This window comes from Propioniferax innocua, assembly GCF_006716235.1.
Taxonomy (GTDB): Bacteria; Actinomycetota; Actinomycetes; order Propionibacteriales; family Propionibacteriaceae; genus Propioniferax; species Propioniferax innocua.
In genome coordinates this window covers 637,889-652,262 of the sequence record NZ_VFOR01000002.1, presented here as the reverse complement: position 1 = coordinate 652,262, position 14,374 = coordinate 637,889, and the positions used below count along the sequence as shown (strand labels likewise).

The window sequence follows — 14,374 nt, the reverse complement described above, 5'->3', positions numbered from 1 at the left end:
CGCGGGCTGGTGCTCATCTGGCACGGACGCTCATCTGTCCCGGTGCGCTCATTTATCCAAGTCGCCGACGACCCAGCCCACCGAGGCCAGTGCTGTCTCGACATCCTCGGCTCGGGTCCCAGGCAATAGCACTTCCAGTGCGGCGACGTGCTGGAACGATGGTGTGCGCAGCTTCATCCGCCATGGCGTCTTCTGGCCACGTGAGACGACACGGAACCCCATCCGCCCCAACGCACCCTCGAGCATGAGGTGTCCACTGCCTTCGGGAAGCTTCACGATTTTTGGAAGCTTCGAATTGACCGGGCCGTCGGGGAGGCGAGGAGCCAGTCGCGCCACGATCCGGGCACTGTCGGACACCTCGCCGATCATCTGCGCGAAGCGGGCTGCGGCGTCCCCGGTGCTGGCGTGGATTTCGAGGAGGTCCAGCACGTCGGCGTAGTCGGGGTCGTCACGTCGGAGATCGCTCGCCACACCTGCGGAACGAGCCAGCGGGCCGGACAGGCCCCACGCGTCGACCGCGCCCTCGGGCACGGGCGCCACCCCTTCGCATTCAGCACCGATGGCGAGCCGGGACGTGGCCTCTGCGGCTGCTTCCAGCGCCTCGACCAGAGCCGGGATCGCCCGAGCGTCCGGTTCTGCTGCCAGACCACCCAGCCGTGTCACCATCGGGTGGATGCGATTTCCGGTCCACATCACAAGCACCTCGCGCAACTGCTCGCGGTGCTCGTGCAGTGAGTGGCCACAGCGATGGGCCAGCCACGAGAGCTGCCCCAGGTGGCTGGTGACGCGCGCATGTTCGGCCAGGAGCACACGCAGAGCGGCGGCTCGCGGAGGGACGGGAAGCCCCATCATCTCTTCGAACAATCGAGCGGCGGCGAGTTCGCCGAAGAAGGGGGCCTGCCAGTCGTGTCGGTTGGCGAGCATGAGGATTTGTCGGTAGTCGCGCACCTCGAAGAGTTTTTCGACCCCACGGTGCATGGCGCCGATCCGTGGCTCCGCAGTGCGTACGACGCCGTCCTCGGTTGTCAGGTGCAGTTCCAGCAGCCCGGCGTGTGACGGATGGTCGAGACCCAGGTCCAGGCGTTGCGCGCCGGGAACGGCGGCGCCCAGGGAGCCGATCAGGAGGTGGTGCGTCTTGCGCATGGACCCATTGTGTGGCACAGCCACCAGAAGTCGCCCGCGGGTCCGTTGTAGAAGTGGCGCTCACCGCGACGAGCCAAGTCTGTCAGCGCATCAGGAGCAGATGGAGCGTGCGGTGCGAGTGAGTCCACCTGTGCGATCACATTGCGGACGCGGTCCATGGCGTGAAGCTCGGCTCCCGCGTTGCGCATCGCGGCGTCGACGGCGTCGACCGCCACATGGGCGGTGAGGTTCACCGATCCCACGTCGGAGGGCTCGAGCCTTGCGGGGTCGATCATGTGACCGGCGCGATGTGCTGTGAATGTCGGACGCCGTTCTCCTTGGATGTGTCCGTAGTCGACCATGAGCAGGGTGCTCCCCGGAGACGCGGCTCGGGCGATGGCGGTCCAGGCCGAGTCCCTGCCGTGCCCGACCTCGGCATGTGGGACGCCCTCGTCCCACCAGTGTTCGAGCCAGGACACCTCCGCATCATGGATGGCCGGGCCGAGCGAGCCGTCTGGGCACTGGTGTCGCCACACGCCGTCCACGCGTTGCACCACCGGTGCCGGAATGTCGTCCAGCAGTTCCAGCGCCACGATCAGGGCGGGCTCGGTGGCGAGGGGCTCCAACCCCGGGGACCACGAATCGGTGGACCACTGGCTCATCCACCATGTGCCCGGACATCCGGGGGGCTGAGGGCGTTGATCGATGCCGACCAGATCCAGTGTGGGATCGAGCGTGTGCAGTCGGTTCAGCAGGGCGCCGTGGCCTGCGCCGATGTCGATGATCCGGCGCAGTCCTCGTTCTCGGGCCAGTTGCAGGACTGCGGTGGCGAACAGTGTGCCGACCGTGGCCAATCCGTGAAAATGTGATTCTGGCTGGTTCCGCTTCCAGAAGTCGCTCGACCTCCACGCGTCCAGCCACGTTTCGGACGACTTCCTCCTGTGCCACTGATTTTCCGACAATGCGGGGCCTCTCTGAAATTTGCTTATTTCTTTGCCGGATCTCTGCTTTCGCCATAAGATGCAGCACGACCACAAGAAAGGAGCTCGCAATGGTTCAGCGAGTCCATGTTGTTCTGGAAGATGACATCGACGGTTCCTCCGCAGACCAGACAGTACATTTCGGCTGGAAGGGCGTCGAGTACGAGATTGACCTTTCTGCTGCCCATGTCGAGGAATTCACCGAGGCGATGGAGCCCTGGCTGAAGAATGCCCGTCGTTCCTCGGCCTCCGGAACGCGAGGAAAGCGCCGCGCTGCGAAGTCTTCCTCCGCCTCCGGTCTCAATCCGGCCGAGGTGCGTGCTTGGGCGCGTGCTCAGGGTATGCAGGTCAACGATCGCGGACGTGTCCCGGCGAGCGTGTTGGAGGCCTACCGCGAGGCGCACTGACCCTGCCGCGAGGCGCACTGGCCCTGCCGCGAGGCGCACTGGCAACATCTGTTCGTGAGACATGCGGTGGTTCTGCCTGTGAGAAGTGAAGTCTGTGCGGGGTGGGTTGGTGTTCTGCATTAGCATGCAGGGCGACCGACCATCGAGGGAGCGACACCATGGACCACGATTCTGACCGAGGTTCATGGGGACGTGCCCTCTGGCTGCGCGTGCGGGAGCTGCTCATCATCGTCGTTGGCGCGGTGATCGTCTCGGCCGGGCTTCGCGCGTTCGTGTTCGAACCGTTCACGATCCCATCCGGGTCGATGGAGCAGACCTTTCAGATAGACGACAAGGTCATGGCGCAGAAGGTCACTGACTTTCAGCGCGGCGACATCATCGTCTTCGCAGATCCGGGAAGCTGGCTCGATCAGCCGGTCCAGAAGAGCACCGGGCCCAAGCGTGTGCTGGAACTCATGGGTGTTCTTCCCGACACCAGCCGCAACTACCTCACCAAGCGTGTCATCGGAATGCCCGGGGACACGGTGAGTTGTTGTGACGCTCAGGGGCGTGTGTCGATCAATGGGGCCGCTCTGGACGAATCGGAATACCTCTATGCCGAAGGGGGCCAGACCGTCGATCCCTCGGAGATCGAGTTCGATGTCACCGTGCCCCGGGGGCGGGTTTTCGTCATGGGTGACCATCGCAACGCATCAGCCGATTCACGATGTCACCTCAATGATCTGGTGCCAGGAAAACCTCGCGGCATCACCGGTTTCGTTCCCATCGAGAATGTCACTGGTTCGGTGGTGATGGTGATTGCGCCCTTCGAGCGGTTCCGGACGTTTTCCACGCCGGAGGCCTTCGCGGGGGTCCCGCCCCCGAGGGGCGAAGCCCCAAAGGCCCCTGAAGTTCTTGTTCAGGGAACCTGCTGACGCATCGGTCAGGAGGCTGGGTTCGACCCCAGCGGCTTGCGGATCGAGAGCGTCGCGAGGGCGACGGCGGCGACGAGGTAGAGCACTCCGAGGGAGGCGTGCACGGTCTGCAGGCCACCGGCGGCCAGACCGGCCTCTCCGATACCGACCTGCGCGACGGCAAGGATCATGACGCCGATCGCGTGGAACATGAGTCCCTTGTTTCCGCTCGGCCGCGCCCAGAGCACGGCAGCGATCGAGGCGATGACGCTGATCGCGAAGCTGGCCATGCCGATGATCTTGTGCAGCTGGGGGGCGCCGCCACCGAGCAGTACGAAGCCGAGGACCGCTTGAACGATCGAGAGCGCTGCGAGGAGGCAGGCGGTGATACGCAGGATGAGCAGGGATGAGGAATTGGTTGAAGTGGTCACGTTCCCAGCCTAGGCGAATGGCATAGGTTGGCAGGCATGATCGAGAGCAGGAACGACATCATCCGGCTTCTCGCGGCGGTGGGGGCGACTGCGGTCGGTACCGCGTTCGCGGCAGTGGGATTCGCCACGGAGTCGACGCTGGCCCTCACCTGGTTCGGTGCCGCGGTGCTCGTCTGGGTGGGTGCAGCAGCGACTGCGGGGCCGCTGCCGTGGCGTCCGCGCCGTGGGTGGTCGGCCCAGGCTGTCACGGCACCGTTGGTTCTGGGTGTTCTTCTCGGCCTTCTGCTGGCGGTCGGTCTGTGGATCCTCTCGTCGGTGGGTATGGCTGAGTCCGTTGCGGCGATCATGGCGCCGTGGGGTCGGCTGGACATCGTCTGGTCCTGCGCGGCGGTGATCGCACTGGCCACCGGTGAGGAGCTCGCGTTGCGTCATGGGCTGTTCACATTGCTGCCCAAACCAGCACGGATTCTGGGGACCATGGCGCTCTCGGCGATCATGTGGGTGGTCATCGGCAATGAGGTGATGGCGCTTGGGGCAGTCGTCCTGGGGTTGGCCTGCGCGCGTCAGCGGTGGGTGACCGGGAGCATCCTGCCGCCGCTGCTGACCCATGGGACGGCAGTGGCCATGCTCTGCGTTCTTGCGCCGATGTTGGTCGGCTGACAGCACCCGGCGTGGGTCGGCCGGGTTCGCCCACGGTGAATTCTTACGCTCACGGTGAACATGCGGGAATGAAAGTGCCGGCCGACGCATTGTTGAGTGCATGACGCTCAACCGAAGCATGACTAGAGTTGGGCGAACCGAGGCAAAGAATCCGGCACAACGCCGGTAGGGGAGTGTGAAACATGTTCGAACGGTTCACCGATCGAGCGCGACGCGTGGTCGTGCTCGCCCAAGACGAGGCGCGTAATCTCAACCACAATTACATCGGCACCGAGCACATCCTGCTCGGCCTCATCGCCGAGGGTGAGGGCGTGGCAGCCAGAGCCTTGGAATCCATGGACATTTCGCTCGACGCCGTACGTGAGCAGGTGGAGGAGATCATCGGTCACGGGCAGCAGTCGCCCACCGGCCACATTCCCTTCACCCCGCGCGCCAAGAAGGTGCTCGAGCTCTCGCTGCGTGAAGCCCTGCAGCTCAACCACCAGTACATCGGTACCGAGCACATCCTGCTCGGGCTGATCCGCGAGGGTGAGGGTGTCGCCGCACAGGTGCTGGTCAAGCTCGGTGCCGACCTCGGCCGCGTCCGCAACACAGTGCTCCAGTTGCTCTCCGGATTCCAGGGGGGCAAGGGTGAGGGCGCCGCCGTCGGTGGCGGCCCCTCCGATCAGGGTCAGGGGCCGGGGTCATCGACGGTGCTGGACCAGTTCGGTCGCAACCTCACCCAGGCGGCACGTGAGAACAACCTCGATCCCGTGATCGGGCGTGAACGCGAGATCGAGCGGGTCATGACGGTGCTGAGCCGCCGGACCAAGAACAACCCGGTGCTGATCGGCGAACCCGGCGTCGGCAAGACCGCCGTCGTGGAGGGCCTCTCGCAGGCCATCGTGCGCGGCGACGTGCCCGAGACACTGCGTGACAAGCAGATCTACACACTCGACCTCGGTGCCCTCGTCGCCGGTTCTCGCTACCGCGGTGACTTCGAGGAGCGTCTGAAGAAGGTTCTCAAGGAGATCCGCACCCGTGGCGACGTGGTGCTGTTCATCGATGAGATCCATACGCTCGTGGGTGCTGGCGCGGCCGAGGGGGCGATCGACGCCGCGAGCATCCTCAAGCCGATGCTCGCTCGTGGTGAGCTGCAGACCATCGGCGCCACCACGCTCGATGAGTATCGCAAGCACATCGAGAAGGACGCTGCTCTTGAGCGAAGGTTCCAGCCCATTCAGGTGGACGAGCCGACGATCCCGCAGACCGTTGACATCCTGAAGGGTCTGCGTGACCGTTACGAGGCGCACCACCGCATCACCATCACCGACGCGGCCCTCAGCGCGGCCGCTCAGATGGCTGACCGGTACATCCAGGACCGCTTCCTGCCCGACAAGGCGATCGACCTGATCGACGAGGCCGGCGCTCGGCTCCGCATCAAGCGCATGACCGCGCCGCCGGACCTGCGGGAGTTCGACGAGAAGATCGCCACCGTGCGTCTGGAGAAGGAAGCCGCGATCGACGCGCAGGACTTCGAGAAGGCCGCAGGCCTGCGTGATGATGAGAAGAAGCTGCTCGCGGAGCGTGCGGAGAAGGAGCAGGCGTGGAAGGCCGGTGACTCCGACACCGCCGCCGAGGTGGATGAGGAGACCATTGCCGAGGTGTTGAGCTCGGCCACCGGTATCCCGGTGTTCAAGCTCACCGAGGAGGAGTCCCAGCGGCTGCTTCACATGGAGGATGAGCTGCACAAGCGTTATGTCGGTCAGGTGGACGCGGTCGCCGCGCTCTCACGTTCGATCCGACGCACTCGTGCTGGTCTGAAGGATCCGAAGCGTCCTTCGGGGTCGTTCATCTTCGCCGGCCCCTCCGGCGTCGGCAAGACCGAGCTCACCAAGGCCCTCACCGAGTTCCTGTTCGGTGACGAGGAAGCGCTCATCACGCTCGACATGTCGGAGTATTCCGAGAAGCACACCGCATCGCGGATGTTCGGCTCGCCCCCCGGGTACGTCGGCTACGAGGAGGGCGGTCAGCTCACCGAGAAGGTGCGCCGCAAGCCATTCTCCGTGGTGCTGTTCGATGAGATCGAGAAGGCCCATCCCGATATCTTCAACTCGTTGTTGCAGATCCTCGACGAGGGTCGCCTCAGTGATGCACAGGGTCGCGTGGTGGACTTCAAGAACACCGTCATCGTGATGACCACGAACCTCGGTACACGTGACATCAGCAAGTCGGTCAACCTCGGGTTCTCCCAGAGCACCGATACCGAGTCGACCTATGAGCGGATGAAGTCGAAGGTCTCCGAGGAGCTCAAGGGCCATTTCCGTCCCGAGTTCTTGAACCGTGTCGACGAGATCGTGGTCTTCCGTCAGCTGACGCAGGAGAACATCGAGAACATCGTCGATCTCATGGTCGCGCAGGTCGAGGAGCGGCTCCGGGACAAGGACATGGGCATCGAGCTCACCCAGGAGGCGCGCAAGCTCATCGCGAAGCGTGGCTTCGATCCGGTGCTGGGAGCGCGGCCGCTGCGTCGTGCATTGCAGCGTGATGTCGAAGATGTCTTGGCGGAGAAGATCCTGTTCGGTGAATTCGGTGCCGGCGAGATCATCCTGGTCGATGTGAACGAGGGTGAGAACGCCACCGAGGAGCCGTTCACCTTCACCAGTACACGACCGGCCGCAGCGCCCGATGAGATCCCGGCCGAGCTGACCGGCGGGGACGATGCCTGACCCGATCCGAGCGTCGGATCTGTGAGTACTGCCCTGGCAACCGCACTCCGCCACCGCCGCACCGTCGGCAAGGTGGTGGGTGCGGTTGCCGTGCTTCTGACGCTCGCCGCAGCGTTCTTCGGCGCCGGTAATCTCCTGTTCCAGTTACGCGCCGAAGCAGCAACCGGTTCGGTGGTCGAGCTGGAAACGCTGAAAGACGAGGCGGGGCAGGTTCGGGTCCCGGTGCAGTACACCGTTCTGGTCCGCTTCACCGATGGTGCTGGGAACACCCATGAATTCACCGATCCGCGACCGCTGAGCGACCCGCCGGCTGTTGGTGAGGATGTTCCGGTCCTCTACGCGGTGGCCGATCCGGGGCAGGCACGGATCCGTGAATATCTCGTCATGTACCGCGAGGCGATCTTCTGTGGCGCGTGGGCGCTCGTGCTGGGGATTGCGGCCGAGGAACTCATCCGACGCCGACAGGAACTTTCCGGTCCTCCGCACTCGGGTTAACATGACCCGAGCCCGCGTGTGTGCGGGCTGACGGTGCCGCGATCTGTTGTGCTCGGACAGATCGAGCGGGGCACCAAGGACCAACGTGGGGAGATGTGTGGAGGACACCGCGGACATGGGCGGGCCGGACCGAACGGAGTCTCTCGAAGACACCGATGAGTTCCTCGACCTTCTGGGCGAGCATGCCCGCGCCGAGGAGCGCGAACGGCGCAACAAGATGTGGGTCGGCGGCGCGGTTGCACTGCTCTACACATTGCTGTGCGGGTGGCTGGCGGGCTTGTGGCTGACGCTGATCCTCGTCGGTCTCCCGGTGTTCCTCATCGGAACGATTCTGTGGTTCCGCCGTTCCTCGTACCTGTCGGAAGTGCCACGACGCTTCACTGCGCCGATGGCCATCATCGGTGCCATCCTCGTCGTGGTCGGAGTGGTTCTGGCGCTCCGTCCCGGGACCCTGCCGACCTACGCGACGCCCGAGCCCGACCCGCCACCGCTCGTTCCCGGCGCGACGTCGGAGGCCCCGGCGCCGGTGACACCCGCGAGCCCGCCTCCCTCCGAAGAGCCACCGATGGGGGAGCCCCCCGCCGATGCCCCGCAGCCGGAGGCCCCGCAGGACCCGGGCGAAGGAGAACCGGACCCCGAGCAGCCTGCGCCCGGGCAGCCACAGCCGGAACAGCCTGCGCCCGAGCAGCCGCAGCCGGAACAGCCTGCGCCCGAGCAGCCGCAGCCGGAACAGCCGCAGCCCGAGCAGCCGCAGCCTGAGCAGCCACAGCCGGAGCAGCCACAGCCTGAGCAGCCGCAGCCTGAGCAGCCGCAGCCCGGGCAGCCACAGCCGGAACAGCCGCAGCCTGAGCGGTCGGGCCCTGTGGTGAGCCAGCCGGCGCAGCCGATCCCCGGCGAGAGCGCTTCCGGGAACCCCGCCCCCGAACAGTCTGTGGCTGATGGACACCGGTACCTGGAAGGTTCGGAGACCGGACCGCCAGATCACGCTTCGTCGCGGGGAGACAGCCCCCGGTATCGGGTTCAGGCGCCCCTGTACATGGCCTGACAGGCCCGGTGGCCTGAGTACGAGCGCAGACGACCGCGCTCAGTCGCGTGGACCGATCCGGCGTCCGAGTTCGACGATCTGGTCGGCGAGATCTCGCTGAACCTCCGGTACGTAGTGAAACGGGGCCGGTCCCCACTGGTGATCGCCCTGCGCGGCGACGCGAACCCGGGGGCGGATGACCCAAGGATCCACACGGTCGAACATCGCATACAGGTAGCGCGAGTACACCACGTTCGCCAGGTCTGCCGATAGCTTGAAACTCGCGGGGGTCGCCTCGCCATCGACCGTCTGTGAGGCCCAGGGCACGTGCAGCACGACCACGCGGTCGAGCAACCCGGCGTCGGCAACGGTGGTGGCCCAGCGGTCGAGGGCATGCTCGAAGAGCCGGAAATGCTCGTCGTCGCCCAGCTCGATCAATCGCAGCCCAGCGGGGTATACGTGCTGGGCCAGTCCTTCGACGGTGCGCGTCAGGTAGGAACCATCGGGGAGGGCGAACACGCCGAGCCGTTCATCGGTGAGATCACACACCAACAGGTCTGTCTCAGCGGCCACCCCTGTGATGTGTTCGAGCGCGTCACCGCGCAGGTCACCGGAGAGCATGCGGATCTGGAACGGGCTGTCCAGCAGGTCAGCGGGGTCGAACAGTGGCGGGCATGCGGTACCGGCGCTGATCAGCGACTGACGGGCTATATACCGGGTCAGGGTGGCCTGGGCTGGATCGATGAGCTCGAAGGCATCGCGGGAGACGCAACTGCCGTGGATCGTGACACGCATCAGACTGCCCGGCATGCTTCCACTTCGGCGAGGTTCGCGGCACGTTTCTCCGTGAACTCCTCGCGGGCCTGGTGCAGGAGTTTCTCGGCCACGTGGGGCTCGTCCTGGGCCACGTTCCAGGCCCACCAGCGGTACTTGCGGGCGGTTTCCTCCGCAGGTCCGTCGGCGAGCAACTCGCCGTTGTGGAGCCAGATGGCCCGCGAGCAGGTCTCCTCGACGGTCTGTGCGGCGTGCGAGACCAGGAAGATCGTGCCGGCATTGGCCCGCAATCGTTTGACGACCTTCTCGCTGCGGCTGGAGAACGCGGCGTCACCGGCCCCCAGCGCCTCATCGATCAGCATGATGTGTGGTTGGTAGGCGGCGGCGATGGCGAACCGCAGACGGGCGCCCATTCCGGAGGAGTAAGTACTCATCGGACGCTTGATCGCGGCCCCGATACCCGCCAGCTTCGCGACCTGCGGGATCATCCTGTGCACCTTGTCGGGGTGGAGCCCCATGGCGAGCAGGCCGAGCTCGATATTGCGTTCCCCGCTCAGCGTCGGAATGAGTGCAGCGTTGATGCCGAGCAGGATCGGGGTCGACGTCGAGCGGACGGTGCCGCGTGTAGGTGGTTCGACACCCGCGATGATGCGCAGCAGGGTGGATTTGCCCGAACCGTTCTGGCCCACGAGGCCGATCTGCTCGCCCTCGTGTGCGACGAACGAGACGTCCTTCAGCGCGTGGACGTAGGTGTGGTTGCTCATACCCACCATGCGGCGAAGATTGTGCGTGAAGCGGCGACGTCGGCCCGAGGGCGGGGCGGTGGTGGGGGTGCGGTAATCCATCCCGACGTGATCCACGACCACGGTTGCCGGGCCGGGGCGGTCATTCGCGTCCATAGTTCACCTCTCCCCGCCAGAAATAGATGAAACCGAACAGGAGCATGCCCACCGACCACGCGGTCAGGATCAGCCACGGTTCGGCCGGGGGGACCGTTTCGTCGATGACGATGCTGCGGGCGATCGCCAGGATGTGGAACAACGGGTTGATCTTCATGAACGTCATGAAGCCCGGACTGTCCACGAACCGTTCGACGGAGAACAGCACGCCCGAGCCGTACATCCAGAACCGGCTGAGGACGCTGATCAGGCTCGAGAGGTCGGGGAGATGGTAGGTCAACCGTGCCGTGGTGAGGATCAGCCCGAAGTTGAACACCGTCTGCAGTGCCAGCAGCGCTGGAAGAAGTATCCACAGCCTGTTCGGTGGCTCGTGCGGAGGCACCGCAACCACGAGCACGAGCGCAGTGATGATCACCGGGACCATCGAGATGGCCTCACGGATCAGCGCCGCCAGGGGAAGGGCTGCACGTGGGAACGCGAACCCCCGGATGAGGCCCTTGCTGCTGCGGATCAACCCGCTTCCGGCGTTGAGGGACTTCATCGAGTAACGGAACAGGAAGACACCCAGAACGATGAAGGCGAAGAAGTTCGGCATCCCGCGGTCGGTCTTGAGGATCAGCGCGAAGATCACGTAGTACGCGAATGCATCGAGCATCGGCCCGAGCACCAGCCAGATGTTGCCCAAGACGTTGCTTGAGTTCTTCGACAGAGCCTGTGCCGACGCGTGCGTCCACGCGAAATGGCGTCGGGCCAGCAACCGGGTGATGTAGACGCCGAGCGGGGGGCGTCCACCGACTTCGTGGAGCATGGGACCGGCCGGCTCTCGGCGTGCTTCGCCGCCCCTGCGCGAGCCGTTGCCCCGTCGCCCCTGGGCCGGATCCCCCTCGGCCGGGCCGCGGTCAGCGGATTCATCGGCGGCGGGGACGCTGCCCGCGTCGGCGACATCGACCGCACGACGTGGATGCAGCTCATCGGCAGGGGTCATGGCTCCTCACTCAATCTTCGGTAGAGGTCACAGTAGTCCGCAGCAACATGGGCCCAAGTGTGACGCGCGGCGTGGGCCCGCCCTCGTTCTGCGGCGGTTCTGCGCCATTGCCGGTCTGATTGCGCCGCGATCAGGGCGCTCGCCCAGGCCTGAGGGTCGTCCGGCGGCGCCAGTGCGCCGACCGCGCCGTCGGCTGTCACCTCTGCCAGCGCGGGCAGGTCGCTGGCCAGCACGGGGCGCCCCAGGGCCATGGCCTCCAGAGGTTTCAGAGGGGTGACGTAACGGCATACGGGGGTGTCGCGCCGGGGAACGGTGAATACGTCGAGGGCCTCATGCCAGTGCAGGGCTTCGTCTGCTGGCACGCGGCCGGGGAACACGATCGCGTCATTCAGCCCGAGTTCGTGAACCCTGTGGATGAGCCCGGGCCGTGCGACCCCGTCACCCACGAGGGCAGCCCGCAGATCGTGGCCGGCCTCTCGGGCCAGAGCCACGGCCTCCACGAGGGTGTCGAGCCCTTCATAGTCGACCATCGAGGTGACCGTGCCGACCCAGAACCCATCCCGGGGCAACCCGAGCCGTTCACGAGCCGTCAGTGGATCGGTGCGGGGACGCTCCAGGACCTTGTCGGCAACGGCGTTGGGGGCCACCACGATCTTGTCGGCCTCGACGCCCCGCCCGACCAGATCGTCCTTCTGCACCCGGGAGAGGCAGATGACGGCGTCGGCGTCGCCGGCCAGTTCGGCCTCGCGGGCACGCAGCAGCCGCACCCGTTCGGATGCTGCCGCCGTGGGTTGATGACGCAGCGGGCGTGAAGCGATCCAGGTCAGCTCGAGCATGCCGCGCATCTCGTACACCCACGGCAGGCCGGTGGCCTCGGCGACTGCTCGCGTCGCCACGGCGTTGGTGTAGTCGGTGGTGGTGTGCAGCACGCTTGGACGCAGTTTCTCGGCGAGCTCGCGCACGAGTGCCGCCTGTTGCCCCGCCCTGCCATCAAGGGTGGGCTCCAGCGCGGCCACCGGCAGCCGATGGTGGGGAACACCGTCCACGTGGTGGAGCACAGGACGGGCGGGGAGCCCCACGGTGACGGGGTAACCGATCCGTGTCACCACCGAAACATCGACGCCAGCCTGTTTCAACGCCGAACAGATCGCCCGGGAACGTGCGGTGTAACCACTCCGCGTCCACGGCAGGCAGTTGGTCAGCGGCATCAGGACGCCAGTGCCATCCCGGAGGGGAGTGCGGCGGGTGAGCCGAACCTCCATGCCGGGTGTCAGCATGCGGCGTTCGGATTCGATGCGTTGTGCGAGCACCGAGTCGCTGTCGGCGAGCTCTTCGATGGCTTCGGTGAGAGCGCCGAGCTGCCACAGCGCCCGAGCCCGCCCCGCAGGGCTGGACGCCTCGGCGTCCAGCTCTCCCAGAGCCACCGCCAACAATTCCCGTAGGCGTCCGGCCGGGCTCGAATCCGAGAGCGGTGAGTGAGGTCGCTGTGGGCCGGTGGAGAGCGCGGCGAGCATGCGGGCAGCATCAGCCGGGTGATCCGACAACCAGGCGCGGAACGCTCGGGTCAGCGATGCGGGGCCGGGTTTGGGCTCCAGATGCCTGCGAAGGCCCGCGGGGAGGCGTCTGCTCACCTGAACGAGAGCGTGCATGGGGTCCTCGGCCAGCAGCCGCGCTCCGGTGTGGGTGATCAGTGATGCGTCCTTGAACCAGGATCGATCAGTCACGGGACTCCCGACGGCGCTGCACGACGCGAGTCAGCAGGCTCAGGTAGTTCTCGGCGAGTTCGTGGGGGGAGGCATGTTCGGCAACCCATTCGGGGCCCCGGCCACGTTTCTGGAGCCGACGGCGGTCGGCGTGGAGTTCGGCCCACAGTTCCGCGAGTGCTTCTGGATCTTCGGGCGGCACCACGTCACCGGCACGGGCCTCGGCAACGATGGCTGCGGCCTCTCCGCGCAGGCTCGCGCTGACGTGGCGTCCGCATTGCAGGATCTCATAGAGCTTGGAAGGCACGGTCCACTGCATCCCCGGCCACCGGCGCAGACACACGAGCACGGTGTCGGCCCATTCGTAGCTTGCGGCCACCTCAGCAGCCTCGACGCGGGAGATCACCTCAGCCGGATGGCCGAGACGTTCGTTGAACTGACGCATGGCGGTGGACTCGGCGCCATCGCCCACGAGACGAAGCCGTACCGGAACCCCGCGCTGCTGCGCGATGGCTGCGGCACGGATCGCTGTGGCGAGATGTTGGGCTCGGCCGATGTTGCCCAGGTAGAGCACGCGAAGGGTGCCGTCGCGGCGTTCGGCGGGTGGATCCAAGGGAGCTGGTACCAGACCGAAGGAGGTGTTGCGGATCGCATCGACCTTGATGCCACGGTTCTGAAACACGTGCGCAAGACTCTCGGTGGTGGTGACGACGTGATCGGCGGAGCGCTCCATCGAGGTGTAGACACGATCGATGATCGGTACCAGCGTCGACATGATGATGCCGACCGACAGGCTCTTCTGCCCGCCCTCATCGGAGGTTCCGGTGTCTCCCCATTCACGCCAGTGACGGATGATGTCGGGCCAGGCGTCGCGGATGTCGGCGACCACGGGGATGTTGTGCCCCCTGCCGATCGCAAGGGCGATCGGGAGTGCACCCAGCGCCGGAACGGTACCGATGACGACATCGGTGCGGGGGCCCTCGTGGGCGATGCGCCATCCCGTGGCCAGGGAGCCGAGGGTGGTGAGAGCCTCGTTCATGATCCTGCGTTGCAGCCGGATACCTCTCACAAAGCTCCGGACGGTGTGCACGGTGACCCCTTCGGGGGGAACCCATTCCGTCGTTTCCTGCCACCGGGGGACGACGACATCGATCCGGTGGCCCCGCTTTGCGAAGTGGGCCACGAGCATGCCCCAACGCCGCGACTGTGGCCCCGGTTCCGGTGGGAAGTGCTGCGTCAGCAGCATGATCCGCATCGGTACCCCCTGTCGCACTCGACGGGAGACTAACAGAG

Annotated in this window: 14 protein-coding genes; 6 read left to right on the top strand and 8 right to left on the bottom strand. The window is 65.9% G+C overall.

The genetic code is table 11. From position 1 onward, the window contains the following. Positions 1–48: 48 nt before the first annotated feature. Positions 49–1,143, bottom strand: coding sequence for an NADH-quinone oxidoreductase subunit D-related protein (locus FB460_RS09790; protein ID WP_142093951.1), 1,095 nt, complete (start codon positions 1,141–1,143; stop codon positions 49–51). Beyond that, positions 1,119–1,976 carry an SAM-dependent methyltransferase gene (locus FB460_RS09785; RefSeq protein WP_142093950.1) on the bottom strand — a complete coding sequence of 286 codons (858 nt, stop codon included), beginning with the start codon at positions 1,974–1,976 and terminating at the stop codon, positions 1,119–1,121. Before FB460_RS09785 ends, FB460_RS09790 begins: the two co-directional genes overlap by 25 nt. 197 nt (positions 1,977–2,173) lie before the next feature. On the opposite strand from FB460_RS09785, the gene FB460_RS09780 reads away from it, so the two are divergent. Next, positions 2,174–2,509 (top strand): histone-like nucleoid-structuring protein Lsr2, encoded by a 336-nt coding sequence (locus FB460_RS09780; RefSeq protein WP_142093949.1) that lies wholly within the window; start codon positions 2,174–2,176, stop codon positions 2,507–2,509. Between the two features lie 158 nt (positions 2,510–2,667). Further along, positions 2,668–3,423 (top strand): signal peptidase I, encoded by a 756-nt coding sequence (gene lepB, locus FB460_RS09775; protein WP_142093948.1) that lies wholly within the window; start codon positions 2,668–2,670, stop codon positions 3,421–3,423. Between the two features lie 8 nt (positions 3,424–3,431). On the opposite strand, the gene FB460_RS09770 is transcribed toward lepB, so the two are convergent. Beyond that, entirely contained in the window at positions 3,432–3,833 is a 402-nt protein-coding gene (locus FB460_RS09770) for a hypothetical protein (RefSeq protein WP_142093947.1), read from the bottom strand. A gap of 36 nt (positions 3,834–3,869) precedes the next feature. On the opposite strand from FB460_RS09770, the gene FB460_RS09765 reads away from it, so the two are divergent. The 4 genes from FB460_RS09765 (at position 3,870) to FB460_RS09750 (ending at position 8,741) form a co-directional block, all read left to right on the top strand. After that, the gene (locus FB460_RS09765; RefSeq protein WP_142093946.1) at positions 3,870–4,493 is read left to right on the top strand and encodes a CPBP family glutamic-type intramembrane protease; all 624 of its coding nucleotides are present in this window, start codon (positions 3,870–3,872) and stop codon (positions 4,491–4,493) included. Between the two features lie 182 nt (positions 4,494–4,675). After that, a complete protein-coding gene (locus FB460_RS09760) occupies positions 4,676–7,201 on the top strand; it encodes an ATP-dependent Clp protease ATP-binding subunit (protein WP_142093945.1) in 2,526 nt (841 codons plus the stop codon). Between the two features lie 21 nt (positions 7,202–7,222). Continuing rightward, on the top strand, positions 7,223–7,696 hold the full coding sequence (locus FB460_RS09755) for a DUF3592 domain-containing protein (RefSeq protein WP_142093944.1): 474 nt from the start codon (positions 7,223–7,225) through the stop codon (positions 7,694–7,696). 97 nt (positions 7,697–7,793) lie between these two features. Beyond that, positions 7,794–8,741, top strand: coding sequence for a hypothetical protein (locus FB460_RS09750; protein WP_170209987.1), 948 nt, complete (start codon positions 7,794–7,796; stop codon positions 8,739–8,741). Positions 8,742–8,780: 39 nt separating this feature from the next. On the opposite strand, the gene FB460_RS09745 is transcribed toward FB460_RS09750, so the two are convergent. The 5 genes from FB460_RS09745 to FB460_RS09725 are packed head-to-tail and all read right to left on the bottom strand — an operon-like array spanning position 8,781 to position 14,336. After that, on the bottom strand, positions 8,781–9,530 hold the full coding sequence (locus FB460_RS09745) for a DUF6270 domain-containing protein (RefSeq protein ID WP_142093942.1): 750 nt from the start codon (positions 9,528–9,530) through the stop codon (positions 8,781–8,783). Then, positions 9,515–10,393: an ABC transporter ATP-binding protein gene (locus FB460_RS09740; RefSeq protein WP_142093941.1), complete on the bottom strand. Its 879-nt coding sequence runs from the start codon at positions 10,391–10,393 to the stop codon at positions 9,515–9,517. Before FB460_RS09740 ends, FB460_RS09745 begins: the two co-directional genes overlap by 16 nt. After that, a complete protein-coding gene (locus FB460_RS09735) occupies positions 10,380–11,378 on the bottom strand; it encodes an ABC transporter permease (protein ID WP_142093940.1) in 999 nt (332 codons plus the stop codon). Before FB460_RS09735 ends, FB460_RS09740 begins: the two co-directional genes overlap by 14 nt. After that, entirely contained in the window at positions 11,375–13,102 is a 1,728-nt protein-coding gene (locus FB460_RS09730; protein WP_142093939.1) for a glycosyltransferase family 4 protein, read from the bottom strand. Before FB460_RS09730 ends, FB460_RS09735 begins: the two co-directional genes overlap by 4 nt. Further along, positions 13,095–14,336 (bottom strand): glycosyltransferase family 4 protein, encoded by a 1,242-nt coding sequence (locus tag FB460_RS09725; RefSeq protein ID WP_142093938.1) that lies wholly within the window; start codon positions 14,334–14,336, stop codon positions 13,095–13,097. Before FB460_RS09725 ends, FB460_RS09730 begins: the two co-directional genes overlap by 8 nt. Positions 14,337–14,374 lie beyond the last annotated feature (38 nt).

Coding starts and splice junctions, on each gene's coding strand:
- FB460_RS09745 (WP_142093942.1), bottom strand. CDS start 9,530: ATGCCGGGCAGTCTGATGCGTGTCACGATCCACGGCAGTTGCGTCTCC.
- FB460_RS09765 (WP_142093946.1), top strand. CDS start 3,870: ATGATCGAGAGCAGGAACGACATCATCCGGCTTCTCGCGGCGGTGGGG.
- FB460_RS09780 (WP_142093949.1), top strand. CDS start 2,174: ATGGTTCAGCGAGTCCATGTTGTTCTGGAAGATGACATCGACGGTTCC.
- FB460_RS09725 (WP_142093938.1), bottom strand. CDS start 14,336: ATGCGGATCATGCTGCTGACGCAGCACTTCCCACCGGAACCGGGGCCA.
- lepB (WP_142093948.1), top strand. CDS start 2,668: ATGGACCACGATTCTGACCGAGGTTCATGGGGACGTGCCCTCTGGCTG.
- FB460_RS09760 (WP_142093945.1), top strand. CDS start 4,676: ATGTTCGAACGGTTCACCGATCGAGCGCGACGCGTGGTCGTGCTCGCC.
- FB460_RS09740 (WP_142093941.1), bottom strand. CDS start 10,393: ATGGACGCGAATGACCGCCCCGGCCCGGCAACCGTGGTCGTGGATCAC.
- FB460_RS09735 (WP_142093940.1), bottom strand. CDS start 11,378: ATGACCCCTGCCGATGAGCTGCATCCACGTCGTGCGGTCGATGTCGCC.
- FB460_RS09790 (WP_142093951.1), bottom strand. CDS start 1,143: ATGCGCAAGACGCACCACCTCCTGATCGGCTCCCTGGGCGCCGCCGTT.